This window comes from Mesorhizobium atlanticum, from assembly GCF_003289965.1.
GTDB classification, from domain to species: domain Bacteria; phylum Pseudomonadota; class Alphaproteobacteria; order Rhizobiales; family Rhizobiaceae; genus Mesorhizobium; species Mesorhizobium atlanticum.
The window spans coordinates 773,949-800,513 of the sequence record NZ_QMBQ01000001.1 but is presented as its reverse complement, the minus strand read 5'-3'; the positions used below and the strand labels follow the sequence as shown (position 1 = coordinate 800,513).

Annotated in this window: 22 protein-coding genes; 6 read left to right on the top strand and 16 right to left on the bottom strand. The window is 64.4% G+C overall.

The window, feature by feature from the left end; translation table 11 throughout:
* The first annotated feature begins 99 nt into the window (after window positions 1-99).
* Together DPM35_RS04165 and DPM35_RS04160 are read left to right on the top strand one after the other, a co-directional pair.
* Window positions 100-3,252, top strand: a complete 3,153-nt coding sequence (locus DPM35_RS04165; RefSeq protein WP_112126017.1) for an efflux RND transporter permease subunit — start codon at window positions 100-102, stop codon at window positions 3,250-3,252.
* Window positions 3,253-3,480: 228 nt separating this feature from the next.
* Complete coding sequence (locus tag DPM35_RS04160; protein ID WP_112126016.1) at window positions 3,481-4,830, top strand: LLM class flavin-dependent oxidoreductase; 1,350 nt, start codon at window positions 3,481-3,483, stop codon at window positions 4,828-4,830.
* 73 nt (window positions 4,831-4,903) lie between these two features.
* On the opposite strand, the gene DPM35_RS04155 is transcribed toward DPM35_RS04160, so the two are convergent.
* The 16 genes from DPM35_RS04155 to DPM35_RS04080 form a co-directional block, all read right to left on the bottom strand.
* Window positions 4,904-6,613, bottom strand: a complete 1,710-nt coding sequence (locus tag DPM35_RS04155) for a trimethylamine N-oxide permease (protein ID WP_112126015.1) — start codon at window positions 6,611-6,613, stop codon at window positions 4,904-4,906.
* A 239-nt stretch (window positions 6,614-6,852) separates the two neighbouring features.
* On the bottom strand, window positions 6,853-9,222 hold the full coding sequence (locus DPM35_RS04150) for a trimethylamine N-oxide demethylase (protein WP_112126014.1): 2,370 nt from the start codon (window positions 9,220-9,222) through the stop codon (window positions 6,853-6,855).
* Window positions 9,223-9,476: 254 nt separating this feature from the next.
* On the bottom strand, window positions 9,477-10,100 hold the full coding sequence (locus DPM35_RS04145) for a sarcosine oxidase subunit gamma (protein ID WP_112126242.1): 624 nt from the start codon (window positions 10,098-10,100) through the stop codon (window positions 9,477-9,479).
* Complete coding sequence (locus DPM35_RS04140; protein ID WP_112126241.1) at window positions 10,093-13,074, bottom strand: sarcosine oxidase subunit alpha; 2,982 nt, start codon at window positions 13,072-13,074, stop codon at window positions 10,093-10,095. Before DPM35_RS04140 ends, DPM35_RS04145 begins: the two co-directional genes overlap by 8 nt.
* Window positions 13,074-13,349: a sarcosine oxidase subunit delta gene (locus tag DPM35_RS04135; RefSeq protein ID WP_112126013.1), complete on the bottom strand. Its 276-nt coding sequence runs from the start codon at window positions 13,347-13,349 to the stop codon at window positions 13,074-13,076. The genes DPM35_RS04140 and DPM35_RS04135 overlap by 1 nt, the downstream gene beginning before the upstream one ends.
* 10 nt (window positions 13,350-13,359) lie before the next feature.
* A complete protein-coding gene (locus DPM35_RS04130) occupies window positions 13,360-14,613 on the bottom strand; it encodes a sarcosine oxidase subunit beta family protein (RefSeq protein WP_112126012.1) in 1,254 nt (417 codons plus the stop codon).
* A gap of 38 nt (window positions 14,614-14,651) precedes the next feature.
* A complete protein-coding gene (gene glnT, locus DPM35_RS04125; RefSeq protein ID WP_095818845.1) occupies window positions 14,652-15,959 on the bottom strand; it encodes a type III glutamate--ammonia ligase in 1,308 nt (435 codons plus the stop codon).
* A 35-nt stretch (window positions 15,960-15,994) separates the two neighbouring features.
* Window positions 15,995-17,323, bottom strand: coding sequence for an FMN-binding glutamate synthase family protein (locus DPM35_RS04120; RefSeq protein ID WP_112126011.1), 1,329 nt, complete (start codon window positions 17,321-17,323; stop codon window positions 15,995-15,997).
* Window positions 17,324-17,329: 6 nt separating this feature from the next.
* Entirely contained in the window at window positions 17,330-18,061 is a 732-nt protein-coding gene (locus tag DPM35_RS04115; RefSeq protein ID WP_181591911.1) for a GltB/FmdC/FwdC-like GXGXG domain-containing protein, read from the bottom strand.
* Window positions 18,062-18,065: 4 nt separating this feature from the next.
* Entirely contained in the window at window positions 18,066-18,962 is an 897-nt protein-coding gene (locus DPM35_RS04110; protein ID WP_112126009.1) for a class II glutamine amidotransferase, read from the bottom strand.
* Window positions 18,963-19,048: 86 nt separating this feature from the next.
* Complete coding sequence (locus DPM35_RS04105) at window positions 19,049-19,378, bottom strand: hypothetical protein (RefSeq protein ID WP_112126008.1); 330 nt, start codon at window positions 19,376-19,378, stop codon at window positions 19,049-19,051.
* Window positions 19,375-20,064, bottom strand: coding sequence for a hypothetical protein (locus DPM35_RS04100; protein ID WP_181591910.1), 690 nt, complete (start codon window positions 20,062-20,064; stop codon window positions 19,375-19,377). The genes DPM35_RS04105 and DPM35_RS04100 overlap by 4 nt, the downstream gene beginning before the upstream one ends.
* Window positions 20,065-20,110: 46 nt before the next feature.
* Window positions 20,111-21,517, bottom strand: a complete 1,407-nt coding sequence (locus DPM35_RS04095; RefSeq protein ID WP_112126007.1) for an APC family permease — start codon at window positions 21,515-21,517, stop codon at window positions 20,111-20,113.
* Window positions 21,518-21,530: 13 nt separating this feature from the next.
* Window positions 21,531-21,692, bottom strand: a complete 162-nt coding sequence (locus DPM35_RS04090) for a hypothetical protein (RefSeq protein WP_112126006.1) — start codon at window positions 21,690-21,692, stop codon at window positions 21,531-21,533.
* Between the two features lie 36 nt (window positions 21,693-21,728).
* Window positions 21,729-22,106: a hypothetical protein gene (locus DPM35_RS04085; protein WP_112126005.1), complete on the bottom strand. Its 378-nt coding sequence runs from the start codon at window positions 22,104-22,106 to the stop codon at window positions 21,729-21,731.
* Window positions 22,107-22,116: 10 nt separating this feature from the next.
* Window positions 22,117-22,404: a hypothetical protein gene (locus DPM35_RS04080; protein ID WP_112126004.1), complete on the bottom strand. Its 288-nt coding sequence runs from the start codon at window positions 22,402-22,404 to the stop codon at window positions 22,117-22,119.
* Between the two features lie 295 nt (window positions 22,405-22,699).
* On the opposite strand from DPM35_RS04080, the gene DPM35_RS04075 reads away from it, so the two are divergent.
* From DPM35_RS04075 to DPM35_RS04060, 4 genes are all read left to right on the top strand, one after another.
* On the top strand, window positions 22,700-23,833 hold the full coding sequence (locus DPM35_RS04075) for an aminomethyl transferase family protein (protein ID WP_112126003.1): 1,134 nt from the start codon (window positions 22,700-22,702) through the stop codon (window positions 23,831-23,833).
* 101 nt (window positions 23,834-23,934) lie between these two features.
* On the top strand, window positions 23,935-24,531 hold the full coding sequence (locus tag DPM35_RS04070; RefSeq protein ID WP_112126002.1) for a dimethylamine monooxygenase subunit DmmA family protein: 597 nt from the start codon (window positions 23,935-23,937) through the stop codon (window positions 24,529-24,531).
* Complete coding sequence (locus tag DPM35_RS04065; protein WP_112126001.1) at window positions 24,528-25,493, top strand: PDR/VanB family oxidoreductase; 966 nt, start codon at window positions 24,528-24,530, stop codon at window positions 25,491-25,493. Before DPM35_RS04070 ends, DPM35_RS04065 begins: the two co-directional genes overlap by 4 nt.
* A 9-nt stretch (window positions 25,494-25,502) precedes the next feature.
* Window positions 25,503-26,543 (top strand): heme-dependent oxidative N-demethylase family protein, encoded by a 1,041-nt coding sequence (locus DPM35_RS04060; RefSeq protein ID WP_112126000.1) that lies wholly within the window; start codon window positions 25,503-25,505, stop codon window positions 26,541-26,543.
* The last annotated feature ends 22 nt before the right edge of the window (window positions 26,544-26,565 follow it).

The window sequence follows — 26,565 nt, the reverse complement described above, 5'->3', positions numbered from 1 at the left end:
TCTCTCTCCGCTTGAGGGTCTCGCCGCCCGGAAACCCGACCGAGAATTCACAGGCAATGCCAGGTGTGCATTGCCGGCCAATTGGACTGGACTTGTGCCATGACCACGACCGACAGCAGCACTGAAAAGCGGCCCTTCAACCTTTCGCGCTGGGCGATCGGACATCCGAGCATCGCGCGCTTCCTGTTCGGGCTGATCATCCTGGCTGGCGCGCTCGGCCTGATGCGCATGGGCCAGAAGGAAGACCCGGACTTCACCTTCCGCGTCATGGTGGTGCAGGCGATCTGGCCCGGCGCCTCGATCCAGGACATGGAAGACCAGGTCGTCAACAAGATCGAGCGCAAGCTGCAGGAAACGCCGCATCTCGATTTCGTGCGCTCCTACACGCGTGCCGGCAGCGCCATCATCACGCTTCAGGTGAAAGGCGACACCAATGCCGAGGAGGTCAAGGACGCCTTTTATCAGGTGCGCAAGAAGGTCGGCGACATTTCCAATGAGTTGCCGCAAGGCCTGCTCGGCCCCTATTTCAACGACGAGTTCGGCGACACCTTCATCACGTTGCATTCGATCAGCGGCGACGGCTTCACCTATCCGGAGCTGAAGAAATTCGCCATCCAGGCGCGCGACATGCTGTTGACGACGCCGGGCGTCGAAAAGGCCGTCATCATCGGCGACCAGCCGGAGAAGATCTATATCGACGTCTCATCCAAGGCGCTGGCCGAGCGCGGCCTGACCACCCTCGACCTGCAGAACGCCGTCAAAGGGCAAAACGCGGTCGATCCGGCCGGCTCGGTCGACACCGGCCTGCGCTCGGTGCGCATCTCGGTCGAGGGCGACGTCACCAAGGCCGCGGACATCCGCGAACTGAGGCTGCGCTCCGGCAGCCAGGTGACGCGGCTCGGCGACATCGCCACGGTCTCGTCCGGCCTCGAAGACCCTTATGAGCGCAAATACCGCTTCAACGGCCATGAGAGCGTCCAGGTCGGCGTCGTCATGGCCAAGGGCTTCAACGTGAGGGACGTCGGTAAGGATGTCGAGGCGACTTATCAGCGCTTCGAGGCTGGGCTGCCCTACGGCGTTTCGGTCGACCAGATCTCCGACCAGCCGGAGGTGGTCAAGGACGCGGTGAGCGAATTCATGGAAGCGCTGGGCGAAGCGCTGCTCATCGTGCTCGCCGTCTCGCTCCTGTCGATCGGCTGGCGCTCGGGCCTGGTGATAGCCATCGCCATCCCACTGGTCTTGGCCGCGACCTTCGCCATCATGTACGAGATCGGCATCGACCTGCAGCGCATCTCGCTCGGCGCTTTGATCATCGCGCTCGGCCTCCTGGTCGACGACGCCATGATCGTCGTCGAGATGATGGAGCGAAAGCTGGAGGAGGGGCTGGTCAAGATCGAGGCGGCGAGCTTCGCCTACACCTCGACAGCCTTCCCGATGCTTACCGGCACGCTGATCACCACGGCGGGCTTCATCCCGGTCGGCTTCGCGGCGTCCACCGCCGGCGAATATGTGCGCACCCTGTTCTACGTCGTCGGCATCGCGCTCGTCGTGTCGTGGTTCGTCGCGGTCTATTTCACGCCCTGGCTGGGCTACATGATCCTGAAGCAGCGCAAGCACGCGGGCACCCATCACGATGTCTTCGACACCCGCTTCTACCGCCGCCTGCGCGCGACCGTTACCTGGGCCGTGCGTCACCGCATCATCGTTCTGGTGATGACCCTGGTGACCTTCGCCACCAGCCTGTGGGCCTTCCAGTTCATCCCGCAGAACTTCTTCCCGCAGTCGTCGCGCCCGGAAATCCTGGTCGATCTCTGGCTGCCGGAAGGCACCTCGATCAAGGAGGTCGAGAACCAGGCCAAGGCGCTGGAAGCCAGGATGATGGACGATCCCGACAAGCGCTTCATCGCCACCTATATCGGCGAAGGCGCGCCACGCTTCTTCCTGCCGCTCGACCAGCAACTCCGCAATCCCAACTTCGCCCAGCTGCTGGTGATGGCCAAGGACGAGCCGGCTCGCGAGCGGTTGATCGTCAAGATGCGCGGCATCCTGGCCAAGGACTTCCCGTCGATCCGCGGCAAGGTCGACCGTCTGTTCCTTGGACCGCCGACCGGCTGGCCGGTGCAGATGCGCATCATGGGTCCGGACCGCAAGGAGGTGCGCCGCATCGCCGACGAGGTGAAGGCGAAGTTCCAGGCCAACCCGCTGCTCGGCGCCATCCATGATGACTGGCTGGAGCCGGTGCCGGCGATGAAGCTGGTGATCGACCAGGATCGTGCTCGCGCCCTTGGCGTCACCTCGCAACGCATCCGCCAGATGCTGCAGGCGACCATGTCCGGCGCGCCGCTCGACGACTTCCGCGACGGTGAGGAGACGGTGTCGATCGTCGCCCGCGAGCCCGAGGCGAGCCGCCATCTCCTGTCCTCGGTCGACTCCGTCTATATCCCGACCGACTTCGGCGGTTCGGTGCCGCTCTCGCAGGTGGCCAAGGTCGTGCCCGTCTTGGAGCAGGGCATCGAATGGCGGCGCAACCGGCTGCCGACGATCAGCGTGCGCGCCACGTTGCCGGACGGCGTGCAATCGAACGACGTCGTCACCAAGATGTACAACGACATGAAGGACCTGCGCGCCGGCCTTGCGCCCGGCTACCAGATCCAGATCCAGGGCGGCGCCGAGGATTCGGCCGAGAGCCAGGCTTCGATCGCCGCCAAGGCGCCGATCATGCTGGCGATCATCGTCGTGCTTCTGATGGTCCAACTGCAGCATTTCGGCAAATCGATGCTGGTGCTGGCAACCGGCCCGCTCGGCATTATCGGCGCCGCCGCGGCGCTGCTGATCAGCGGCGCGCCCTTCGGCTTCGTCGCCATCCTCGGCGTCATCGCGCTGCTCGGCATCATCATGCGCAACTCGATCATCCTGGTCGACCAGATCGATCAGGACATCGCGGCAGGCATGGATCGATCGGAAGCGATCGTGGGTGCAGCCGTGCGCCGCTTCCGGCCGATCATGCTGACCGCGCTCACCGCCGTCCTGGCGCTGATCCCGATCTCGCGCGCCGTCTTCTGGGGGCCGCTCGCCTACGCCATGATGGGCGGCATCCTGGTCGCCACCGTGCTCACCATTCTGGTGCTGCCGGCCGGCTACGCGCTGTTCTTCGGCCGCGCGCCGAAGAAAGCCAAGACCGACGAGCAGGCGCCGGAGTCGGAGAAGATCGAAGGCATCGAACGGCCGCAGCTGGCACTGGCCGCGGAATAGAACAAAGGTGGCAACCTAGAGAGCAATTCCGTCCGGAATTGCGTGAAAGCAAGCCTCATCCGCCATCGGCGAAAGCCGGTGGCGGATGATCCGCATCAAGGGTCAGCTGGGCGAAAATACTCCGCGGCAGGGCTTCGGCAAAACAGAATTCCTTTTCAGCGGCGCGATGCAGGCCGATCCTGCGCTAATATCGGAGCGGCAACGCTCGTCATCGCTGGATCATTCCTCATGTCAGAAAAACGGCAATTGCGACTCGGCGCCTTCATGCGCCCCGTCAGTCTTCACACCGGCGCCTGGCGCTATCCGGGCGCCTACGCGGACGCCAACTTCAACTTCGCGCATTTGAAGCGCTTCGCGCAGACGCTCGAGGCGGCGAAGTTCGACGCCTTCTTCATGGCCGACCATCTGGCCGTGCTCAACATGCCGATCGAGGCGCTGCGGCGCAGCCACACGGTAACGTCGTTCGAGCCGTTCACGCTGCTCTCGGCGCTTGCCGCCGTCACCGATCATATCGGCCTGGTGGCGACCGCTTCGACCACCTTCGACGCGCCCTATCACATCGCCCGGCGCTTCGCCTCGCTCGACCATATCAGCGGCGGACGCGCCGGCTGGAACATCGTCACCACGTCCAATCCCGACGCGGCGCTGAATTTCGGCCTCGACGAGCATGTCGAGCATGACGAGCGCTACCACCGGGCGCGCGAGTTCTACGATGTCGTGACCGGACTGTGGGACAGTTTTGCCGACGACGCCTTCATCCGCGACGCCGAAAGCGGCCTCTATTTCGATCCATCGAAACTGCATGTGCTCGATCACAAGGGCGAGCACCTGTCTGTGCGTGGCCCGCTCAACATCGCCAGGCCGGTGCAGGGCTGGCCGGTCATCGTCCAGGCCGGCGCGTCCGACGTCGGGCGCCAACTGGCCGCCGAGACGGCGGAGGTGATCTTCGCCGCGCCGCCCGACCTGGCATCCGGCCGGCGCTTCTTTGCCGACGTGAAGGGCCGGGCGCAAAAACTCGGCCGCGCGCGCGACGACATCAAGATCCTGCCCGGCGCCTTCGTCGTCGTCGGCGACAGTGTCGAGGAGGCGCGGGCCAAGCGCGCGAAGCTGGACAGTCTCGTCTATTACGAGAGCGGCATCGCCTCGCTGTCGATCGCGCTTGGCCATGATGCGTCGGGTTTCGATCCCGACGCTCCGCTGCCCGACATTCCCGAGACCAATGCCTCGAAGAGCAGCCGCGAGCGCGTCATCGAGCTGGCGCGCAAGGAAAGCCTCACGGTCCGCCAACTGGCCCAGCGGCTCGGCGGCTATTCCGGTCTGGCTTTCGTGGGCACCGCCAAGACCATTGCCGACGACATGGAGGAGTGGTTGCTCAGCGACGGCTCCGACGGGTTCAACGTCATGTTCCCCTATCTGCCCGCCGGGCTCGACGATTTCGCCGAGAAGGTCGTCCCCGAGCTGCAGCGGCGCGGGATCTTCAGGCGCGAATATGAAGGATCGACGCTGCGCGAGAATCTCGGCCTGAAGCGGCCGCCGAACCGGTTCTTCGAAGAAGTGGCTGCCCGCAAGGCAGGTTGACGCCGAGATCGAGGCGATCGCAAAAAACAAACGGGCGCGCCGAAGCGCGCCCGTTTCCTTTCAGGTTGCCACGTCAGATAACGAACACCCAGTTGGCGATCAGCATCACGATCACGCCGGCCACGAGCGTCAGGTAGGGCAGCACGCCCGCCTTCTTGACCGAGAGGTCCGCCCCCGCCATGCCGAGATCGGCCAGCATATGCTCGGGGAACTTGCCGCCATCCTGAATATAGTGACGGAAGCAGAACACCGGGATGATCAAGGCAGCCGTTATCAGGCCGGCCCACAGCGCCATCGGGTTCCACACCTTGGCGCCCGCACCCATGAAGATGGCGTTGACATAGGCGAAGATGGCACCGATGCCGAGCAGCCAGGTCGGCGCCTTCCACGGCCGGTTGATATGGCCGTTGTCGATGCGGTGGATCCAGCCGGCATTGAGGTTGAGGAAGTTGAAGATGATGTAGCCGCAGTTCGACACGGCGAGGATGAAGAAGAAGCTCGTCGCGTCGGCCGAGGCGATCGCCAGAACGGCCAGGTTGAAGCAGAGATCGGTCCACATCGCCCGCGTCGGCGCGCCGTGCTCGTTGACATGGCTGAGATAGCGCGGCAGCCAGCCGTCGACCGAACCCTGGTAGAGCGTGCGCGAGGAGCCGGCCATCGCCGTCATGATGCAAAGCACCAGCGCCAGGATCATCAGCATCACCAGCAGGCTGTGGATCAGCTTGCCGCCGCCGACCATGCCGGCCAGCGCGTCGGCGACGCCCGAGCCGTCGACAATCGGCGTCGCCAGCATACCGTTCAGGCCCAGAACGCCCTGGAAGGTGAAGGGCACCAGGATGAACAACAGCATGCAGAGCAGGCCGGAATAGAAGATGGCCTTGAACGTGTCGGTGCCGGGGTTCTTGAACTCAGACGTGTAGCAGACCGCGGTCTCGAAGCCGTAGGTCGACCATGCGGCGATGAACATGCCGCCCAGCACCAGGGTCCAGCCGGCGATGTTCCACGACCCGGGGTCAGGCGCGTATGCGGCCGCCAGCGGCACCAGCGGCGAGAAGTTGGCGTAGTTGATCTGGCCGGTGACGATCGGCACGACGCCGACGATCAGCATCGGGATGATGACCAGCAGGCCGATATATTTCTGCACATTGGCCGTGCCGAGGATGCCGCGATGCTGGATGGCGAAGATGACCAGCATCAGCACCGCGCCGATGAAGAAGGTGGCGTTGAGCGTGAACGAAACGGGACCCAGCGTATGGCCCCACAGCGTCCAGTTGCGGATCGCCGGCGTCGCGGCGGCCGTGACCGCGGCGATGGCGTCGGCGGGAGCCGTCCCGGCATGCGCGGCGATATAGGCGACCACCTCGGGCGAGGTTTCGGAGAAGACCGGGATCGGCGCCAGCGCGTTGAGGATATAGGCGGCGGCGATCGAGCAGCCGAGCGACAGCACCGGCGACCAGGCAAACCAGTTGCACCACACCGACAGCGGCGCGATGAATTTCGAATAACGCAGCCAGGCGGTAGCGCCGTAGATCGAGGCGCCGCCCGACTTGTTCGGGAACAGGCCGGCAATCTCCGCATATGTGAAGGATTGCAGGAAACCCATGATCATGGACACCGTCCAGATCAGAAAGGCAAGCGTCCCGGTCGTGCCGGCAATGCCGCCGATCGAGAACAGGACCAGTGCCGGAACACCGCTTGCCACCCAGAAGGCGCCACGCCAGTCGATATGCCTGAGCAGCTTGCTTTCGGCAGGCTGCTCCAGGGCCGTGCTTATCGTGCTCATATCTTGTGTCTTCCCCTTTTTTCTGTTCCCCGCCGGCGACGCTTCGGCTCTCGCGAAGCTTGCTCCCCGGCCACTATGGTCCGACTGTCGTGTTTCCACTCAGTCGTATTTTTTTCTTTAGAGTGAAGATTGATCCGACGCGCTTTCGCGTCAAGCGTTTTGTGAATGTCATGCACATCACGCTTGCGAAACATCCTTCTTCCCTTCTCCACAAGGGCAGAAGGGAAAGATCGCAGCTATCAGGAACGAGGCTTGGTCTTTTGCGGATCGTAGTGCGCGAAGGGCACGACGCGCGCGGGCAGCCGCTTGGCGTGGCCGTCGAGCTTGCCGATCTCGACCTCCGCGCCGATCTCGGCATGGGTGACGTCGAGCCTTGCCAGCGCGATGTTTTTGCCCAGCACCGGCGAGCGCATGCCGGAGGTCACGACGCCGATCTGGGCGCGCCCGACATGGACGCAGTCGCCATGGCCGACCGGGATATTGGCGTCGATGTCGAGGCCGACGAGCTTGTGCTGCGGATGCTCCTTGCGCCGGATCAGCGGGTCGCGGCCGACGAAGTCGTCGGCCTTGGTCTTCAGCGGCACGGTGAAGCCGATGCCGGCCTCGAACGGATCGGTCTGGTCGGAGAATTCGTAACCGGCGAAGATCAGCCCGGCCTCGATGCGCACCATGTCGAGCGCCTGCAGGCCCATCGGCTTCAGCCCATGCGGCTGGCCGGCTTCCCAGACGGCGTCGAACACCTTTTCGGCGTCGCGCGGATGGCACCAGATCTCATAGCCGAGCTCGCCCGTATAGCCCGTGCGCGAGACCACGACAGGCACGCCGTTGCCGCCGCCGATGCGCGCGACGGCGAAGCGGAACCATTCGAGCTCGCCGATCGAGGGCTGCACCGGCGAGGTCCAGACGACCTCCTTCAAGATGTCGCGGCTCTTCGGCCCCTGCACTGCGATGTTGTGCATCTGGTCGGTGGAGGAGCGCACCAGCACGTTGAGGCCGAGCTTCTTGGCCGTCTCACGCAGCCATTCGCCGGAGAAATCGTCGCCGCCGACCCAGCGGAAATTGTCCTTGCCGAGTCTCAGCAGCGTGCCGTCGTCGATCATGCCGCCATGCTCGTAGCACATCGCCGTGTAGACGACCTGGCCGACGCCGAGCTTCTTGACGTCGCGGGTCAGCGTGTATTGCAGCAGCGCTTCGGCGTCGGGTCCAGTGACCTCGAACTTGCGTAGCGGCGACAGGTCCATGATCACGGCATCCTGCCGGCAGGCCCAGTATTCGGCGATCGGCCCTTCCTTGGCGAAGGAATTAGCGAGCCAATAGCCCCTGTATTCGACGAAATCGCGCGTGTGCTTGGCAAAGCTCGAATGAAAGGCTGTCTCGCGGGTCATTTTCGGTTCCGAGTCGGGCTTCATGCGTCTGGCGATCGCTCGCGAGAATTTGTGCTGGCCGGAATAGGTTCGCACATGGATGTCGGTCAGGTCCCAGCCATTGGCGGGCGTGGTGTCGTCCGGGCAGGCCGAGGACACGCAGATGATATCAGTCAGCGCCCTGAGCAGCACATAGTCGCCCGGCCGCGACCACGGCTCGTCCGACACCATCACGCCATGCGCGTCGATCGCCGTGTTGAAGAAGAAGTTGATCGCCATCCAGCCGGCGCGGGGCGTCACGCCCTTGTCGGCAAGCGCCTTGTTGAAATTCTCCGAGCAGTTGGTGTGACCGGGATAGCCGATGTCGTCGTAATATTTGGCGGCGCAGGCGAGCGCGAAGGCGTCGTGCCGCCCGCATGTGTCCTGCACCACCTCGACCAGCGGCTCCATGTCCTGGTTGTAATATTTCGAATGCAGGCCGGGCATCGGATAGGCCGAGCCCATCAGCGTGCGGGTCGTCGTCACGTCGAGCGGCAGGTCGCGGCCCTTGTCCAGCTTGCGCGCCGAAAAGCACTGGAAGTCGGTGCATTGCCGGCCATCGACATCGATGATCTGCAGATAGTCGCCCGCCTTGACGAAATAGGATTCGGCGGTCGCCGATCTCACGCGCAGATCGAGCACAGGATCGGCCAGCGGATCGGCAAGCTGCCCTCTTGTCTTCAGTCGGATGGTGGCGCGGCGCACCAGGACGGTCAGTGGCGTCGCGGTGTTGTGGCCGTCGACCAGCATCGGCCCGCCGGGCGCGGCAATCAGCAGCGCGCCGTCGCGCTGCACGGAAAAACTCTGCTCGGCGCCGGCCGGTGTGGCGCCACCGAACACGCGCACGGCCTTCGGCTGGTCGAGCTGCACCTTCCGGCGCTCGAGGCTGAGACGCAGCGCCGAGAGACTGTCGTCGCCCTCGGCGAGCAGCGCCTTGACGCCGGCGGCGTTGCTGTTCGACCGTTCGCCGAAAATGCCGGGATCGGTCGCGCCGGATGTGTCCCAGGCCAGCAATTCGCAGGGTTGGCCGCCTTCGACATTGGTGACGCCGACGCTGTCGCCCGCCTCGACGTCGATCAGCACCGCGCCGTTGCCCTGCACCGTATAGCGCTCCAGGCCCGGCGGCAGCCGGATCTCGCCGGGGCGCAGGATCAGGCTAGGCTTGGGCGGCCTGGACAGGACGGCGGGGTAGGGCGACTGGCTCATCTCAAACCCTCCTCCGAGCGAGAAACAAGTTTGCCTGTGTGTAAAATTATTTTCGCTGAGAGAATAGCAGGGGGAATGCGTTTGGCAAGGCGGGACTTCCCTTCCCCTTGGGGGAGAAGGTGGCCGCGCAGCGGCCGGATGAGGGGTGCTCCAGGGAAAGCCGACGTCTCACTCCGCTGGAACACCCCTCATCCGTCTCGGCGCTGGCGCGCCGATCCACCTTCTCCCGCAAGGGAGAAGGAGAGGGCGCATCGCTACGCCAAATCTTCCGAATGACCGATCGTCACGCCGTGCTCGGCAGCGGAGTCGAGGATGGTGTGCCAGAGGCTCTCGGCGAAAGTCGCGAACACCAGGAGATTGAACACCGCCTGCCCATTGCGATCATCACCGCGCCACAGCGTGACACTCGTGTGATCCATCGAGGTCGCAGCCGCCGCACCCACGCCGAACACATCGGGATGCAAATCGATCGACGACAGCTTGGCGAGCATCGCGCGGGCCTTGTCGCCGGAGATGCTGATCAGCGCCCGCGCATGCGATTGGTCGGAAAGCGAGGCCGAGCCGGCAAAGACGGAGGCAAGCGCGTCGATCGAATGCTTGCCACCCTTGGACAGCACGAAGAACTGGTCCGGTCCCGACCAGATCACCGTCGCATCGGCAATGCTGACAGCCTTGGGCGTCTCCGGCGCGGCAGCACCGAGGCGCGCCTTCGCAGCCGCGATCGTCTCGCCGGCCTTGCCGCGCCGCGCCATCACCTGGACAAGGTCGAAATTGCGGATCTCGGTCAGCGACACGCCGGCTTCGCCTTGCGCGCCATAAGGGCCGGCGACGAGCGCGCGGTCGAGCGGGCTGCGGATGTCCCAGGAAAAATCAGCCACGCTGGCGCCCTCCATCCGGATCGTAGAAGACGGAATTGCAGAACTCGACATCGTAGTCCTCGCCGCGCAACGGGTCATGCGCGCGCACGATCTCGCCGATGCGCTCGCGGCCGCGCTCGACAAGACCCAAGCCGATCCACTGGTCGAGCACCGGCGAGAAACAGACCGAGGTGACATAGCCCTGGTCGTTCTCAGGCCCGGGCGTCTCGCCCTTCGGAATGATATGCGCGCCGGAACGCAGGCGCCGTGCCTTATCTGTCGGCTTGATGCCGACGACCACCTGTCGATTCGGCACGGTGAGCGCCTCGCGGCCGGCCATGACACGGCCGATGAAATCCTTCTTGGTCGACATCATCTTGCCGAGGCCGAGATCACCAGCCGTGGTGGTGCCGTTGAGCTCCGGTCCGGCGACATGGCCCTTTTCGATGCGCATCACACCGAGTGCTTCGGTGCCGTAGGGCGTCACCCCGAACGGTTTGCCGGCGAGCATCAGATTGCGCGCCATCGCCTCGCCGTAACGCGCCGGCACCGAAATCTCGAAGGCCATCTCGCCGGAGAAGGAGATGCGAAACAGCCTCGCCTTCAGGCCGCCGCGCAGCTTGACCTCGCGCGCGCCCATGAACGGGAAACCTTCGTTCGACAGGTCCTCGGCCGGATCGACGATCTCCTTCAAGAGGTCGCGGGTCTTCGGCCCGGCGATCGAGAACTGCGCCCACTGGTCCGAGACGGAAGTCAGCTGCACATCGAGCTCGGGGAACAGCACCTGCCGGCAGAACTCCAGATGCTGCATCACCAGCCCGGCCTTGGCCGTGGTGGTGGTGAGGAAATAATGGTCTTCGGCCAGACGCGAGGTCGTGCCGTCGTCATAGACGATGCCGTCCTCGCGCAGCATCAAGCCGTAGCGCGCCTTGCCGACGGCGAGGCTGGAGAAGGCGTTGATGTAGACGCGGTCGAGGAAGGCACCGGCATCGGGCCCGTGCACGTCGATCTTGCCGAGCGTCGAGACATCGCAGAAGCCGACGCCGCTGCGCACCGCCTTGACCTCGCGGGTGACCGATTCCAGCCAGTCCTTCTCGCCCGCGCGGGGATACCACTGGGCGCGTTTCCAAAGCCCGGTATCGACGAAGACGGCACCCTGTTCGGCCGCCCAATGATGCGACGGCGTCAGCCGCGTCGCATGGAAATTTTCGTCGCGATGGTGGCCGGCGAAAGCGCCGATGGCGACCGGCACATAAGGCGGCCGGTAGATCGTGGTGCCTGTCTCGGGGATCGACTTGCCGGTGACCGCCGCCATGATGGCGAGGCCGGCGACATTCGAGGTCTTGCCCTGGTCGGTCGCCATGCCGAGCGTGGTGTAGCGCTTCAGATGCTCGACCGATTGAAAACCCTCGCGCTGCGCCAGCTCGACATCGGAAGCAGTGACGTCATGCTGCTGGTCGACGAAGGCCTTGCCGTTGCCGGCGACATGCCAGAGCGGCGTCAGCGAGAACGCCTCATCGTCGGCGACAGGCATGGAGCCGATATTGCCGCCGCGCCCGGCATCGCGTGCCGCGGCAGCGCCGGCTTCGAACCCTTCGCGCAGGCAGGCGCCGAGACCGAAAGCGCCGTTGGCCGCGCCGGCCGCGACCATTCCGGGCGGCGCGCCGTCCGGCACGAAGGCGGCGATGTCGTCGCGCCATTTCGGCCGGCCGCGATGATAGGAGGTGAGCCCGACCGCCGGGTTCCAGCCGCCCGACACGGCAAGCCCGTCGGCCTCGACCTCGGCGCGCGCGCCACCGGTCAGCGCGACGGAAATCTTGCGCACGCCGGCCTTGCCGCGATCGACAGCGGAGACCGAGCCGTGCAGCACCGGGAAGCCGCCCTTGCTGGCCAGCGAGCGATGCGCCGGCGAAACGTCCGGCCGGGCATCGATCACGGCCGCCACCTGCAGCCCTGCCGCGATCGCCGTTTCGGCCGTTCGCCAGCCATCCTCGTTGTTGGTAAAGAGCGCGATGCGTCTCGCCGGCGTGGCGGCGTAGCGGTTGATGTAGCTGCGCATGGCCGACGCCATCATCACGCCCGGCGTATCGTTGCCGGCAAAGACGATGGGACGTTCGATCGCGCCGGCGGCGACGACGCAGCGCTTGGCCACGATCCGCCATAGCCGCTGCCGGACCTGGTGTTCCGGCGGCACCGGCAGATGGTCGTTGACGCGCTCGATTGCGCCATAGGTGCCGCCGTCATAGACGCCGAACAAAGTCGTGCGCCTCATGATGCGCACATCCGGCATTGCAGTCAGTTCGGCAACCGCGCCCGCGATCCATTCGGCGGCGGGCAATCCGTCGATCGTGCCGCCATCGGCGAGCAGCCGCCCGCCGAGGACAAAATCCTCTTCGCACAGGATGACGCGCGCGCCGCTACGGCCGGCGGCAAGGGCAGCCGCCAGACCGGCCGGACCGGAGCCAGCGATCACCACGTCGCAATGCGCCCAGGCCTTGTCATAGTGGTCGGGATCGGAAACGCCCGCCGCGCGGCCAAGACCGGCGGCGCGGCGGATCGCCGGTTCGTAGATCGCTTCCCAGAATTTTGCCGGCCACATGAAGGTCTTGTAGTAGAAGCCGGCGACGAAGATCGGCGCGAACAACTGGTTGACCGACATGACGTCGAAATTGAGCGACGGCCAGCGGTTCTGGCTGGCGGCTTCGAGGCCTTCATAGAGCTCGGCCGTGGTCGCCTTGGTGTTCGGCTCGCGCCGCGCGCCGCTGCGCAATTCGACCAGCGCGTTGGGCTCTTCCGAACCGGCGGTGAGGATGCCGCGCGGGCGATGATATTTGAACGAGCGGCCGACGAGCTTGATGCCGTTGGCAACCAGCGCGGAAGCCAGCGTGTCTCCCTTGAAGCCCAAAAAATTCTTGCCGTCGAAGCGGAAGCTGAGCGGTGCCGTACGGTCGATGAGACCGCCATTGTTCAGCCGGTTTGCCTGATCGCCGCGCATCATGCGCCAACCTTGGCGGCGCCGGCGCCCGCAGCCGGCTCGACGGCCGAAATCTCATGCGTCAGCGTGTTGCGCGTGACCTTCAGCCAGGCCCGGCAGCCGCCGCCGTGATACCAGTACTCGCTGATCACGCCGGCGATGTTGTCGCGCAGATAGACGTAATCGTAGACGGCGTCCTCGCCGGCGTCGGCCGCGGGGCGCTGCGGCTTGGCGTCGCCGAGATAGGTGAACTCGCCGAGTTCGCGTTCGCCGCAGAAGGGACAGATTATGCGCATGGCTGGGTCTTCAATGGAGGTTCGGTTGGGCGCCCTGGCCCTTCTCGTCGATCATGGCGCCGCGCTGGAAGCGGTCGAGGCGGAAGCGGGCAGCCTCCTTGTGCGACTCGTCGCGCGCCAGAAGATGAGCGAAGACGAGGCCTGAGCCCGGCGTTGCCTTGAAGCCGCCATAGCACCAGCCGGCATTGATATAGAGGCCGTCGACCGGGCTCTTGTCGATGATCGGCGAGCCGTCCATCGACATGTCCATGATGCCGCCCCACTGGCGCAGCAGCCGCACGCGGCCGATCATCGGGATCAGCGCCATGCCGCCTTCGCAGACGTCTTCCATCACCGGCAGATTGCCGCGCTGGGCGTAGGAATTATAGCCGTCGATGTCGCCGCCGAAGACCAGCCCGCCCTTGTCGGACTGGCTGACATAGAAATGTCCGGCGCCGAAGGTCATGACGCCGGGGATGAGCGGCTTGATCGCTTCCGAGACGAAGGCCTGCAGCACATGGCTCTCGATCGGCAGGCGCAAGCCGGCCATCGCCGCGACGTGCGAGGAAGAACCCGCAACCGCCATGCCGACCTTGCCGGCGCCGATCCTGCCGCGCGAGGTCTCGACGCCGGTGACCTTGCCGTTGGCGTCGCGCGTGAAGCCGGTGACCTCGCAGTTCTGGATGATGTCGACGCCGAGCGCGCTCGCCGCATGCGCATAGCCCCAAACCACGGCGTCGTGGCGAGCCGTGCCGCCGCGCCGCTGCAGCAGGCCGCCCTGCACGGGGAAGCGCGCATTGTCGAAATTCAGGAATGGCAGCATTTTGCGCAGCGCCGCCTGGTCGAGCAGCTCGGCGTCGATGCCGTTGATGCGCATCGTGTTGCCGCGCCGGGCGAAGGCGTCGCGCTGCGCGTCGGAATGGTAGAGGTTGAGCACGCCGCGCTGGCTGACCATGGCGTTGTAGTTGAGGTCCTGCTCCATCGTCTCCCACAGCTTCATCGACAACTCGTAGAAGCCGGTATTGCCGGGCAGGCCGTAATTGGAGCGGATGATGGTGGTGTTGCGGCCGGCATTGCCGGAGCCGATCCAGCCTTTTTCGAGCACCGCGACGTTGCGGATGCCGAACTCGCTGGCAAGGAACCAGGCAGTGGCGAGCCCGTGCCCGCCGCCGCCGATGATCACCACGTCGTAGCGATCCTTGGGTGCGGCGTCGCGCCAGGTGGGCTTCCAGTTCTTGTGGCCGGAGAGGGCGGCGCGGGCGAGCGAGAAGATCGAATATTTCATTGCGTCATTCCGAGGCCGCCCACCCGCAACGCTGGATGCTAGATATCCAGCGTGTGGTCGCGCTCCCACTGCGTGAAGTGCGAAGCATAGGAATTCCATTCCTGCTGCTTCAGCTTTAGATATGCCGACGAAAATTCCTCACCCAGCGCCGCCTTGAGCGATTTGTCGTTGTCGAATTCGCGCAGCGCGTCGAGCAGGTTGAGAGGCAGTTTCGGCGCGTCCGTCACGGTATGGCCGAACTGGTACATGTCGATGTCGTAGCGCTTGCCGGGGTCGGCCTTCGAGCGGATGCCGTCGAGGCCGGCCGCGATGATCACGGCCTGCAGGAGATAGGGATTGGCGGCGCCGTCGGGCAGGCGCAGCTCGAAGCGTCCGGGTCCCGGCACGCGCACCATATGCGTGCGGTTGTTGCCGGTCCAGGTCACCGTGTTCGGCGCCCAGGTCGCGCCCGAAATGGTCCGCGGCGCGTTGATGCGCTTGTAGGAATTGACCGTCGGATTGGTGATCGCGGCAAGCGCCGAGGCATGCTTCATGATGCCGCCAAGGAAGTTCCTGCCCTTGGCGGACAGGCCAAGCTCTTCCGAATTGTCGGCAAATACATTGGTCTTGCCGGTCTCGTCCCACACCGAGATATGCGCGTGGCAGCCATTGCCGGTCAGGCCCTGGAAGGGCTTGGGCATGAACGTCGCGCGCAGGCCGTGCTTCTCCGCGATCGACTTGACCATGAACTTGAAGAAGGAGTGCTTGTCGGCGGTCGCCAGCGCGTGATCGAAGGTCCAGTTCATCTCGAACTGGCCGTTGGCGTCCTCGTGGTCGTTCTGGTACGGGCCCCAGCCGAGCGCCAGCATATGGTCGCAGATCTCGGCGATGACGTCGTAGCGGCGCATCACCGCCTGCTGGTCGTAGCAGGGCTTCGAGGCTGTGTCGTATTCGTCGGAGATCGCCTTGCCGTCGGGCGAGATCAGGAAGAACTCGGCCTCGACGCCGGTCTTGACATGCATGCCGTCGCGGGCGGCTTCATCGATCACCCGTTTCAGCGTGTTGCGCGGCGCCTGGTCCACGAGCTTGTCGTCCATCACGCAGGTGGCCGCCACCCAGGCAACCTCTGGCTTCCAGGGCAACTGGATCACCGAATCCGGATCCGGCACGGCCAGCATGTCCGGGTGCGCCGGCGTCAGGTCGAGCCATGTCGCGAAACCGGCGAAGCCCGCACCATCCTTCTGCATGTCGGCGATCGCCTGCGCCGGCACCAGCTTGGCGCGTTGCCCGCTGAACAGGTCGGTGTAGGAGATCATGAAATATTTGACGCCGTTCTCCTTGGCGAATGCGGCGAGATCGTTCCCCATTATAGTTCCTCGCTTATGTGATCTTGGAAGTTGTCCTAGAAGCCGTTCTTCCCCGGTATCCAGTTGGTGCCGGCCAAAGGAACGCCTGCCATGGCGGCGGCTTCGATCGAGAGCGCGACGAGATCCTCGGGCTCGAGATTGTGCAGGCTGTTCTTGCCGCAGGCACGCGCAATCGTCTGCGCCTCCAGCGTCATCACCTTGAGGTAGTTCGCCAGCCGCCGTCCGGCCGCGATCGGGTCGACCCGCTTCATCAGCTCCGGATCCTGCGTGGTGATGCCGGCCGGGTCGCGGCCCTCGTGCCAGTCGTCATAGGCGCCGGCCGTGGTGCCCAGCGCATTGTATTCCGCCTCCCAGCGCGGGTCGTTGTCGCCGAGCGCGACCAGCGCCGCCGTGCCGATCGACACCGCGTCGACGCCGAGCGCCAGCGCCTTGGCGACATCGGCGCCGTTGCGGATGCCGCCGGAGACGATCAGCTGCACCTTGCGGTGCATGCCGAGGTCCTGCAGCGCCTGCACCGCCGGCCTGATGCAGGCAAGCGTCGGCTGGCCGACATTTTCGATGAACACTTCCTGCGTCGCGGCCGTGCCGCCCTGCATGCCGTCGACCACGACGACGTCGGCGCCGGCCTTCACCGCGAGCGCGGTGTCGTAGTAAGGCCGCGCGCCGCCGACCTTGACGTAGATCGGCTTTTCCCAGTCGGTGATCTCGCGCAACTCGAGGATCTTGATCTCGAGATCGTCCGGACCGGTCCAATCCGGGTGGCGCGAGGCCGAGCGCTGGTCGATGCCCTTGGGCAACGTGCGCATCTCGGCGACGCGGTCGGAAATCTTCTGGCCAAGCAGCATGCCCCCGCCGCCCGGCTTGGCGCCCTGACCGACCACCACCTCGATGGCGTCGGCGCGGCGCAGGTCGCGCGGGTTCATGCCGTAGCGCGAAGGCAGGTATTGATAGACCAGCGTCTTCGAATGGCCGCGTTCTTCCTCGGTCATGCCGCCGTCGCCCGTCGTGGTCGAGGTGCCGGAAAGCGTGGCGCCGCGCCCCAACGCTTCCTTGGCCGGGCCGGAAAGCGACCCGAAGCTCATGCCGGCAATGGTGATCGGGATCTTCAGCTCGATCGGCTTCCTGGCGTGGCGTGAGCCGAGCACCACCGAGGTGTCGCAGCGCTCGCGATAGCCTTCCAGCGGATAGCGCGAGATCGAGGCGCCGAGGAAAAGCAGGTCGTCGAAATGCGGCAGCTTGCGCTTGGCGCCGGCGCCGCGGATGTCATAGATGCCGGTCGCGGCCGCGCGGCGGATTTCGGAAAGCGTGTAGTCGTCGAAGGTCGCGGATTTGCGCGGCGTCGTCGGCGGGTTGCGGTAGGTCATCTTGCCTCAATACGCGTCGGCGTTATCGATGTTGAAATTGTAGAGTTTGCGGGCCGAGCCGTAGCGCTTGAACTCCGACGCCTTGACGCCGGTGACGCCGGCCCTGTCGAGCAGGCCCTGCACCAACTCCAAATGCTCGGGCCGCATCTCCTTGGCGATGCAGTCGGCGCCGAGGCTTTCCACCTTGCCGCGCACGAAGAGCCGCGCCTCGTAGATGGAATCGCCCAGCGCGTCGCCGGCATCGCCCAGCACCACGAGGTTGCCGGACTGCGCCATGAAGGCCGACATGTGGCCGATATTGCCATGCACGACGATGTCGATGCCTTTCATCGAGATACCGCAACGCGATGAGGCGTTGCCCTCGATGACCAGCAGGCCGCCGCGGCCGGTGGCGCCGGCATACTGGCTGGCGTCCCCCTTGATGACGATCGAGCCCGACATCATGTTCTCGCCGACGCCCGGGCCGGCCGAGCCGTGCACGGTGATCGCGGCGCCGTCATTCATGCCGGCGCAGTAATAGCCGACGCTGCCGCGCACATCGATGCTGACCGGCTGGTCGACGCCCACGGCCACCGAATGGCTGCCCTTCGGGTTGAGCACTTCCCAGGCGGTCTCGTTCGAGCCGGGCGTCAGCTTGTGTAGCGCCTGATTCAACTCGCGCAGCGTATGCTGCGAGAGGTCGAAGACCCTCGCATGGCTCTGATCGCGCTCGGCTTTCGACATTGTGTTTGCCGGCATCGGCTCAATGCTCCCAGAAATAGACGGTTGCGGGCTCCGGCTCCCAGACCCGCGCATTGTCGATGCCGGGCAGCTTGGTGAGCGCGCGATATTCCGAGCCGAAGGCGACATACTGGTCGGTCTCGGCCATCACGGCCGGCTTGCAGGCGATCGGGTCGCGCACCACGCCGAAGCCGTTCTTGGTGCCGACGACGAAGGTGAAGAAGCCGTCGAGGTCGGAGAGCGTACCCTCCAGCGCCTCGCCGAGATTCTTGCCATGCGCCATCCTGTTGGAGAGATAGGCGGCCGCCACTTCGGTGTCGTTCTCGGTCTCGAACTTCATGCCGTCGCGGATCAGCTCGCGCCGCATATTGTTGTGGTTGGAGAGCGAGCCATTGTGCACCAGGCACTGGTCGGCGCCGGTCGAGAAGGGATGCGCGCCCATCGTGGTGACCGCCGATTCGGTCGCCATGCGGGTGTGGCCGATGCCGTGCGTGCCGGTCATCGAGCGGACGTCGAAGCGGTCGACGACGGCTTCCGGCAGGCCGACTTCCTTGTAGATCTCCACAGCCTCGCCTGCGCCCATGATGCGGATGTCGGGTCTGAGCGTCTGCAGCGCCTCGCGCGCGGTGTCGACCTTGTCCGGCGTCGTCCGGATGACAGCGTGGGTGGACTTTACCGCGACGCTGACCGGCGCGCCGATCGCCTTGGCAAGTTCGGCGTCGAGGCCGCGGAAATCGCGGTCGGGCTTCGGCGATTGCACGGTGATCTTGGCCTCATTGCCGGTGGCCGCGCCATAGATGGCGATGCCGGCGCTGTCCGGGCCACGGTCGCTGAGCGACACCAGCATCTCGGACAGCATGGCGCCGAGCTTCGGCTCCAGCGCCTTGTCCTTCAAGAAAAGTCCGACGATTCCGCACATGCCAGCCTCCGACGTTTTTTGGCTCTCAGATGATGTACCCAATGAGTAAGCCGAATTCAATTGGTATGAAAGAATTTTTCCTGTGGTTACATGTTGGACGGCGCATTGCCCTCGGCACTATCGCCGTCCGGGCGCGGCTTGTGAACCCAGATCGCGTGGCGGATGCGGGCGATCCTATAGGCGTCGAGGATCGAGAAGGCGTAGATCAGGAAGCCCCCGGCATGGCGGCCGATGAAGCCGGCGTCGGCCGGCGCCAGCTTGGTCGTTATCCAGCCAAGGATCACCATGAAGAACAGGAACTGCAGGCCGCGCGCCGGCACGCCGAGCATGACGTGGCCGCTTGCCGGCAAGACGATCGCGGCGCCGAGCACGAGATAGGGATTCACGGGTGCAGGGTTGGCGGTTCCGTCGCTCATGCCGCCTGCCTTTCGCGCCGGTTGATGGCTTGGCGAAGTGTCGAGGCCGCCTCGAGCAACCGTTCGATCAAGGCCGGATCGATCCCGGCATCGCCGAAGGCGGCCTGCCGGAACACGCCGTAGCGAGCTCGCTCGGCCTCGGCCAGCAGCCAGACGATGCGCACGCCCTTCGGCGTGATCAGCAATTCCTTGGCGCGCCCCTCGGCAAAAACCTCTGTATGCGCGGCGATCAGATCCTGCGGAAAGGCGACGCCTCTGCGATCCGTCTTGAGCACCGCTTCGGCGGGAAAGCCGAGCACCTTCGGCAGCGTGTGCGGCAGATGGTCGAAATTGGAAAATGTCGTCGCCGAATTCGGCCGCATCATCATGTCGAACACACCCGGCACCGCGACCGGCTCGGTGATCGAGACGCTGAGCCAGCGCGTCGGCAGCTTTCGTGTCGCCAGGGTGTCGACGATAGTGCGCACTTGGACTCGCTGACCGCTCCAAGACCCTGCCCAGGTGACGACGCCGGCCGTGCCGTCGGAAATGTCGTCGGCATCGGGAACGACACTGCGAACATTTGTCAAATCGGCGGCCAAGGCCGCCTTCGCCCTGTTGCGGCTGGCGCGCGCGAGCCACGCAATATGCGCGACGACGGCCAATGCGATCGCCCCGGCAAGCAATACTGACGTCAGTTCCGACATTTCGACACGCCACGGCCCGCCGTCGACAGGCGGGCCTTCACTCCACTCAATAACCCTGCGGCTTCGGCCACGGCATGGAGAACTGATCGCCGCGCCGCACGAATTTGTACCGGTAAAAGTGGAACCAGAGCGAGATCAGGAAATAGAACACCGTCATCGCGATCAGCTGCGAGCCGAAGCCGAGGAAGATGGCGAAGAACGTCACCATGCACAGGCAGAACAGCACGATCGCCGGCAGCGGATGGAAGGGGTGCGTGTAGCCGCGGCGGATCGTGCCCAGCGGCCATTTCTTGCGGAACATCATGATGTTGATGCTCATGAAGGTGTATTGCAGCACGCCCGACAGGATCGAGAAGGTGATCGCTTGGTTGAGGTCGGCGATGAAGGCGAAGGCCAGCGCGATCGGCAGCAGGAACAGGATCGAACGGTAAGGCGTGCGGTATTTCGGATGCACCGCCGAGAACCAGCTCGGCAGATAGCGGTCGCGGCCGAGCGAGAACCAGGCGCGCGCCGCGTCGTTGATGCAGCCATTGGCCGAGGCGAGCGCCGACAGCAGCGTCGCGATGAAAAGCAGGTTTTCCAGCAGCGGGCTGCCCGTCAATTTGCCGGCGTCCCACAGCGGATAATAGGTGATGCCAAGATATTCCCAGGGCATCAGCGAGGCGCAGACATACCAGGTCATGGCGGCCGCGATCAGCAGCGTGATCATGCCCGCCATGGTGCCGTAGGGCAGGGAGCGCGCCGGCGAGCGCACTTCCTCGGCGGCCTGGGTCGTGCCTTCGATGCCGAGATAATACCAGATGCCGAACTGGAAGGCGGCGATCACGCCGATCCAGCCATAGGGAAGCGCGTTGCCGGGAGTGACCAGCTCGTTGAGCTTCAGCACCGCGCCTTGCGTCCACGGGCTGACCGAGAAGAACAGGATGACGATCGAGATATAGGCGATTGCGGTGATGACGAAGTTGACGTTGAGCGTCATCAGCACGCCGCGATAGTTGAGCCAGGCGAGCACCACGATGGTGGCGGCGATGAAGGAGTTATGCGTCAGCCCCTCGACGCCTGCCTTGGCGACGATCGTGTCGCCGAGCAGGATCGCGTCCGACACTTCGAGCATGGTGTAGGCAAAGACCAGGAACAGCGCGACGTTGAACGCCATCAGCGGCCCGACAATGTGCTTGGCCTGCGCGTATTGGCCGCCGGCGGCGGCGACCGTGGACGTCACCTCCGAGTCGATCATGGCGACCGAGGTGTAGAGCAGGCCGACGATCCAGCAGACGATCAGCGCGGCCAATGCGCCGCCCTTGTCGGCCGCGAAGTTCCAGCCGGTGAACTCGCCGACCAGCACGATGCCGACACCGAGCGCCCAGACATGGGCGGGGCCGAGCACCCGAAGCAGCGAGACCCTGTCGCCATGGATTGTCGTGGTTTGTGCCGTTTCAACCGCAGCCGTCATGTCAGTTCCCCACTCAGATCCGGTGCTTTTCGGAAACGGCCTCGAGCTCGCCTTCGCGCGAGGAGGTCAGCATGTCCTCGGAATAGGTCGTGTCGACCTTGAACCAGTCGTAGAGCATCCACAGCGCAAGCACGGCCGAGATGCCCCAGCAAACATAAGACAGTCCCATCCACATGATGTTTTCCCCGGACTCTTTGTCGTCGTCGAAGATCTATTTGTCGTCGAACTTCTCGTTGATGACCTCGCGATATTCCTTGTCGGAGGCCCGGAACAGGAAGACGAAATAGGCGACCAGCACGATCGCCATGATTATCAGCGTCGGCCAGTCGATGATGTAGTGGAAACGGTTCTGGATGATGTCATGCGCGGTCTCCGGCGTGTACCCCAGCTTCTCCCAGACCGAGGCCATGGTCGCGTTCTGGCCGAGCGCGTCCCAGGTCTTGGCGTCGAGTGGGTCGATCGACTTCGCCGCCCCGGCAAGACCGAGCTTCAGCGGCAGCCAGAGTGCCACGAAAATTGCGACCACCACGACCGCGATGTCGAAGATCTGTCCAGCCTTGCTTTGCTGCGGCGGGGTATAGCGGGCCATGGTTTCTCCCTCAGGATTGACGGTTGCGGGCCGCGTCGGCGTTCTTGATGTCGAGCCCGTAGATGAAATCCTTGTCCTCCTTGTAGTGGTTGAGCATGGCCAGGATCGCGGCGGTGTTGAAGATCAGCACCGCGGCAGCCGCGATCACCACCACGAGCTTGATCCCGCTGTCGGGGATGTAGGCCCAGGTCATCAGGAGGACGAAGAGGATCGTCGCCCACAGGCAAACGATCAGGAGCACGGATCCGCGCACGTCGGAACGGTACAGCGCTTCGATGCGCTGCTGCAGGTCGGACATCGGTTTTTCCCCTTCTGGCGACGTCCAGCCCCGAAATCGACCGGGCGTCCACTCTTTCTAGAGAGTGAAATTTTTTTCATAAATTCCGACCGATCTTTGAAATTGTCAAGCCGGAATTACGCTCCGTAAGCCATTTGTCCCCGGGCAAGAAATTTGCCTGACAATGAAATTTTTTGCTTTAAGGGGATTGCGGGGCTCCGCCGTTTGCGGTCAATATTCGGGCAAGCTCCGCCACCAAGCAGGAGCAGGGAACAGCAACCGCTTAAGCGACCTAAATTGCACGGAGGACGATCGGATGACGGCATCCTGGAGATTCTCGACCCTGGCGGATCGCCATCGCGCGCTCGGCTCGAAGCTCGAGGACTGGAGCGGCATGGGCACCGCCTGGACCTACGACAAGGATCCCAACGAGGAATATATCGCCATCCGCACCAAGGCCGGGCTGATGGATGTCTCCGGCCTGAAGAAGGTCCACATCACCGGGCCGCACGCCTCGCATCTGATCGACCTCGCCACCACGCGCGACGTGGAAAAGATCTATCCCGGCAAGTCGGCCTATGCCTGCATGCTGAACGAGGCCGGCAAATTCACCGACGACTGCATCCTCTACCGCATCAGCCCGAACTCGTGGATGGTGGTGCATGGCTCCGGCACCGGCCATGAGGAATTGCAGCGGGCGGCGATGGGTCGCGATGTGTCGCTGCGCTTCGACGACAATCTGCATGACCTGTCGCTGCAGGGGCCGACCGCGGTCGACTATCTCGCCAAGCATGTGCCGGGCATCCGCGACCTTAACTACTTCCATCACATGCAGACGCAGCTCTTCGGCTTGCCCGTCATGATCTCGCGCACCGGCTACACCGGCGAGCGCGGCTACGAGATCTTCTGCCGCGGCCAGGACGCCGGCACGATCTGGGACCGCATCCTCGACGAGGGCAAGAGCGCCGGCATCATCCCGTGCCGCTTCACCACACTCGACATGTTGCGCGTCGAGAGCTACCTGCTCTTCTACCCCTACGACAATTCGCAGAAATATCCGTTCGAGAACGAAGGCCCTGGCGACACGCTGTGGGAGCTCGGCCTCGACTTCACCGTCAGCCCCGGCAAGACCGGCTTCCGCGGCGCCGAGGAACACTACCGGCTGAAGGGCAAGGAACGCTTCAAGATCTATGGCGTGCTGCTCGACGGCAAGGAACCGGCGGACGAAGGCGCGCCGGTCTATCGCGACGGCAAAAAGGTTGGCGTGGTGACCTGCGCCATGTATTCGCCGCTGGTCGAGAAATCGATGGGCATCGCCCGTCTCGACGTCGACTGCGCGGTCAAGGACACCAAGCTCGAGATCCGCAACAGGAGCGGTTCGATCAAAGCGACAGCGCAGCCGCTGCCGTTCGACGATCCGAAGAAGACCAAGCGCACCGCCAAGGGTTGAGGCATCATCAGCGGGGAGGGGTTTTAAGGCACCAGAGCATGATCCCGAAAAGTGGGAACCGGTTTTCGGAAAAGATCATGCTCCAACTGATCTAAGGTAGAATGGCAGCCAAGACGATCATCAGCCGGCCCATTTACGGGATACTGTCTCCACAGCCCGGCAAGCATCACCTCTTCATCGCCGATGCCGAAGGCGCGCTCGCGATCACGGACATGGGCGGCAAGGCGCCGCCTGGCTTTTTCGACGGTGCCGAGATTGTCTTCATTCCGGGTCCCGAGGGCAAGCATATCGCCGCGCTTGAGGCGCTGAAGCCGGCGCAACTCCATATCGCGCCGTCCTTCGCCAGCCTCTTGCCCCGGCTGAGGCAGACGCTGACCAACGCCCATATGGGCCTGCGGCTCTATCTTGCCGGCACCGAGGGCCTGATCGGCCAGGCCATGCAGGTGGCGCTCGAAGCCGGCATCGACCACACTTCCATGCAGACCGAGCATCGCGGCTCGCTGGCGCGCCGCATGCAATGCGTGCACTGCAAGGGCATCACCGAGAACGTCACGACGCAGCCGGCGCTCTGCTCGCATTGCGGCCTGCTGCTTCTGGTGCGCGATCACTATTCAAGGCGCCTCGCCGCCTTCCAGGGCGTATGCATCAACGCCGAGGATCGCTCCGAGATTCCTCCGATGGAGGAGGCCTTCCCATGAGCACCGGCACCACCAAGCTCGATGTCGTTGTCAGCGACGTCGTTCCCGTCAACGAACTGGTCACGCGCTTCCACTTCCGCCGCCGCGATGGCGAGCTGCTGCCGACCTTTTCCGGCGGCGCCCATGTCGTGGTCGAGATGCGCGACGGCGACCGCACCAGGCTCAATCCCTATTCGCTGATGGGCTCGCCGCTCGACACGCGCGAATACACGATCTCGGTGCGTCGCGACGATGTCGGTCGCGGCGGCTCGCTGTTCATGCACCGACAGGTCAAGCCCGGCCTGGAGATGGTGATCAGCTATCCGGTCAACCTGTTCTCGCTCGATCTCAGAGCCAAGAAACACCTGATGCTGGCCGGCGGCATCGGCATCACGCCGTTCATGGCGCAGACGTCGCAACTGGCGGGCGCCGGCGGCAATTTCGAGCTGCATTACACCTGCCGCACCGCTTCGCTCGGCACCTATGCCGATGTCTTGCAGCAGCGTTACGGCAACCGGGTCAAGCTCTATCACGACGACCGCGAGGAGCGCATCGATCTTGACCGGCTCCTGTCCTCGCAGCCACTCGGCACGCATCTCTATGTCTGCGGCCCGGCCGGCATGATCAACTGGGTGCGCGACCGCGCCGCGGCGCTCGGCTGGCCGCCGGAGACCGTGCATTTCGAGCATTTCGCCGCACCCCAGCCCGGCGCGCCCTTCGACGTGACCTTGGCCGTCAGCGGCAAGACGATCCGCGTCGACGAACAGCAGAGCCTGCTGGAAGCCATGGAAGCGGCGGGCGTCGACCCGCCCTATCTTTGCCGTGGCGGGGTCTGCGGCCAATGCGAGACCAATGTCATTTCCTCGGACGGCAAGTTCATTCACAACGATCACTGGCTGAGCGAGGAAGACCACCGTTCCGGCTGCAAGATCATGCCTTGCGTCTCGCGCTTCGAGGGCAAGTCGCTGGTCCTGGAAAGATAGGAGGCGTCAATGGGCATAACCTTTCGCAAGGAAACCTTTCGCGACGACTACACCTTCAGGAACAGCCCCGAGCATATCAGGCGCTTTCCGTTCCCGTTCAACGAAGACGCCTACATGTATGCGGTCAACATCGAGCCGCATGTCGTCGGCCCGAAAGGTTCGGTGCTTGAAAACCTGATCGACGTCGACGAGCACTATGTGGCCGAGATGCAGGACCGCGCCTTGGTGCTGGCCGAGGATCCGCTGCGCTGCCAGTCGCTGCCGCATATGACGCTGGCGGGTTGGGACCTGCTCGAGCTTTTGATGGAGCAGCAGGCGCTCGGCTATCCCGAGCATTTCACGTTGGAGCGCAACGGCGACCGCTGGCGCTGGATCAACCGGCCGCTCGGCATCGACGATACTTTCACCTTCGGCGACACCTCGACGCTGCCTTATGGGCCGATGGAATACATCACCCGCCAGAGCCAGGGTGATTTCTGCATCCTCGACCAGCGCGACGGCAATCTGTGGATGGATGCCGGCATGGTCACCACCCAGGCCGACTGGTCGCTCGATTTCGACATCGGCATGAACTTCTTCGAATGGCATGCGCCGGTGCCGCTGGCGCATGAGAAGGGCATCTTCACCCGCGCGCTGAAATTCCTCACCAACATCCAGCAGGGCAAGCCGGCCAGGCGCCTCAACTGGACGATGACCATCAATCCGCGCCTCGACACCAGCCCGGAGAATTATCACAAATGGGGTCCGGATCGCGCCACGGTCACGCCCGAAAATGTCGGCCAGAAGGTGCATCTGCGGGTCGAATTGCAAAGCTTCTGGCGGCTGCCGCGCTCCAACGCCATCGTCTTCCCGATCCGCTGCTACCTGATCAAGATGGACGAGCTGGTCACCCAGCCGAAATGGGCGCGCCGCCTGCACCGCGTCATCCGCGACCTGCCGGAAGACCTCGCCACCTACAAGGGTTTGACGCGCTACCGGCCGACGCTGGTGGAATGGCTGTCCAAGCTCGATGACGTCAGCTCGACCAGCCCGGGGTTTGGGCCGGACTGAGGACTTGGGTTCCTCTCCCCAC

Excerpts from the sequence above, each read along its gene's own strand:
- DPM35_RS04135 (WP_112126013.1), bottom strand. The coding sequence starts at position 13,349 with ATGCGCATAATCTGTCCCTTCTGCGGCGAACGCGAACTCGGCGAGTTC.
- DPM35_RS04120 (WP_112126011.1), bottom strand. The coding sequence starts at position 17,323 with ATGACCTACCGCAACCCGCCGACGACGCCGCGCAAATCCGCGACCTTC.
- DPM35_RS04115 (WP_181591911.1), bottom strand. The coding sequence starts at position 18,061 with ATGCCGGCAAACACAATGTCGAAAGCCGAGCGCGATCAGAGCCATGCG.
- DPM35_RS04140 (WP_112126241.1), bottom strand. The coding sequence starts at position 13,074 with ATGCGCGGCGATCAGGCAAACCGGCTGAACAATGGCGGTCTCATCGAC.
- DPM35_RS04060 (WP_112126000.1), top strand. The coding sequence starts at position 25,503 with ATGGGCATAACCTTTCGCAAGGAAACCTTTCGCGACGACTACACCTTC.
- DPM35_RS04090 (WP_112126006.1), bottom strand. The coding sequence starts at position 21,692 with ATGTGGATGGGACTGTCTTATGTTTGCTGGGGCATCTCGGCCGTGCTT.
- DPM35_RS04095 (WP_112126007.1), bottom strand. The coding sequence starts at position 21,517 with ATGACGGCTGCGGTTGAAACGGCACAAACCACGACAATCCATGGCGAC.
- DPM35_RS04165 (WP_112126017.1), top strand. The coding sequence starts at position 100 with ATGACCACGACCGACAGCAGCACTGAAAAGCGGCCCTTCAACCTTTCG.
- DPM35_RS04100 (WP_181591910.1), bottom strand. The coding sequence starts at position 20,064 with ATGTCGGAACTGACGTCAGTATTGCTTGCCGGGGCGATCGCATTGGCC.
- DPM35_RS04075 (WP_112126003.1), top strand. The coding sequence starts at position 22,700 with ATGACGGCATCCTGGAGATTCTCGACCCTGGCGGATCGCCATCGCGCG.
- DPM35_RS04150 (WP_112126014.1), bottom strand. The coding sequence starts at position 9,222 with ATGAGCCAGTCGCCCTACCCCGCCGTCCTGTCCAGGCCGCCCAAGCCT.
- DPM35_RS04155 (WP_112126015.1), bottom strand. The coding sequence starts at position 6,613 with ATGAGCACGATAAGCACGGCCCTGGAGCAGCCTGCCGAAAGCAAGCTG.
- DPM35_RS04080 (WP_112126004.1), bottom strand. The coding sequence starts at position 22,404 with ATGTCCGACCTGCAGCAGCGCATCGAAGCGCTGTACCGTTCCGACGTG.
- DPM35_RS04070 (WP_112126002.1), top strand. The coding sequence starts at position 23,935 with ATGGCAGCCAAGACGATCATCAGCCGGCCCATTTACGGGATACTGTCT.
- glnT (WP_095818845.1), bottom strand. The coding sequence starts at position 15,959 with ATGGGGAACGATCTCGCCGCATTCGCCAAGGAGAACGGCGTCAAATAT.
- DPM35_RS04130 (WP_112126012.1), bottom strand. The coding sequence starts at position 14,613 with ATGAAATATTCGATCTTCTCGCTCGCCCGCGCCGCCCTCTCCGGCCAC.
- DPM35_RS04085 (WP_112126005.1), bottom strand. The coding sequence starts at position 22,106 with ATGGCCCGCTATACCCCGCCGCAGCAAAGCAAGGCTGGACAGATCTTC.
- DPM35_RS04110 (WP_112126009.1), bottom strand. The coding sequence starts at position 18,962 with ATGTGCGGAATCGTCGGACTTTTCTTGAAGGACAAGGCGCTGGAGCCG.
- DPM35_RS04160 (WP_112126016.1), top strand. The coding sequence starts at position 3,481 with ATGTCAGAAAAACGGCAATTGCGACTCGGCGCCTTCATGCGCCCCGTC.
- DPM35_RS04105 (WP_112126008.1), bottom strand. The coding sequence starts at position 19,378 with ATGAGCGACGGAACCGCCAACCCTGCACCCGTGAATCCCTATCTCGTG.
- DPM35_RS04065 (WP_112126001.1), top strand. The coding sequence starts at position 24,528 with ATGAGCACCGGCACCACCAAGCTCGATGTCGTTGTCAGCGACGTCGTT.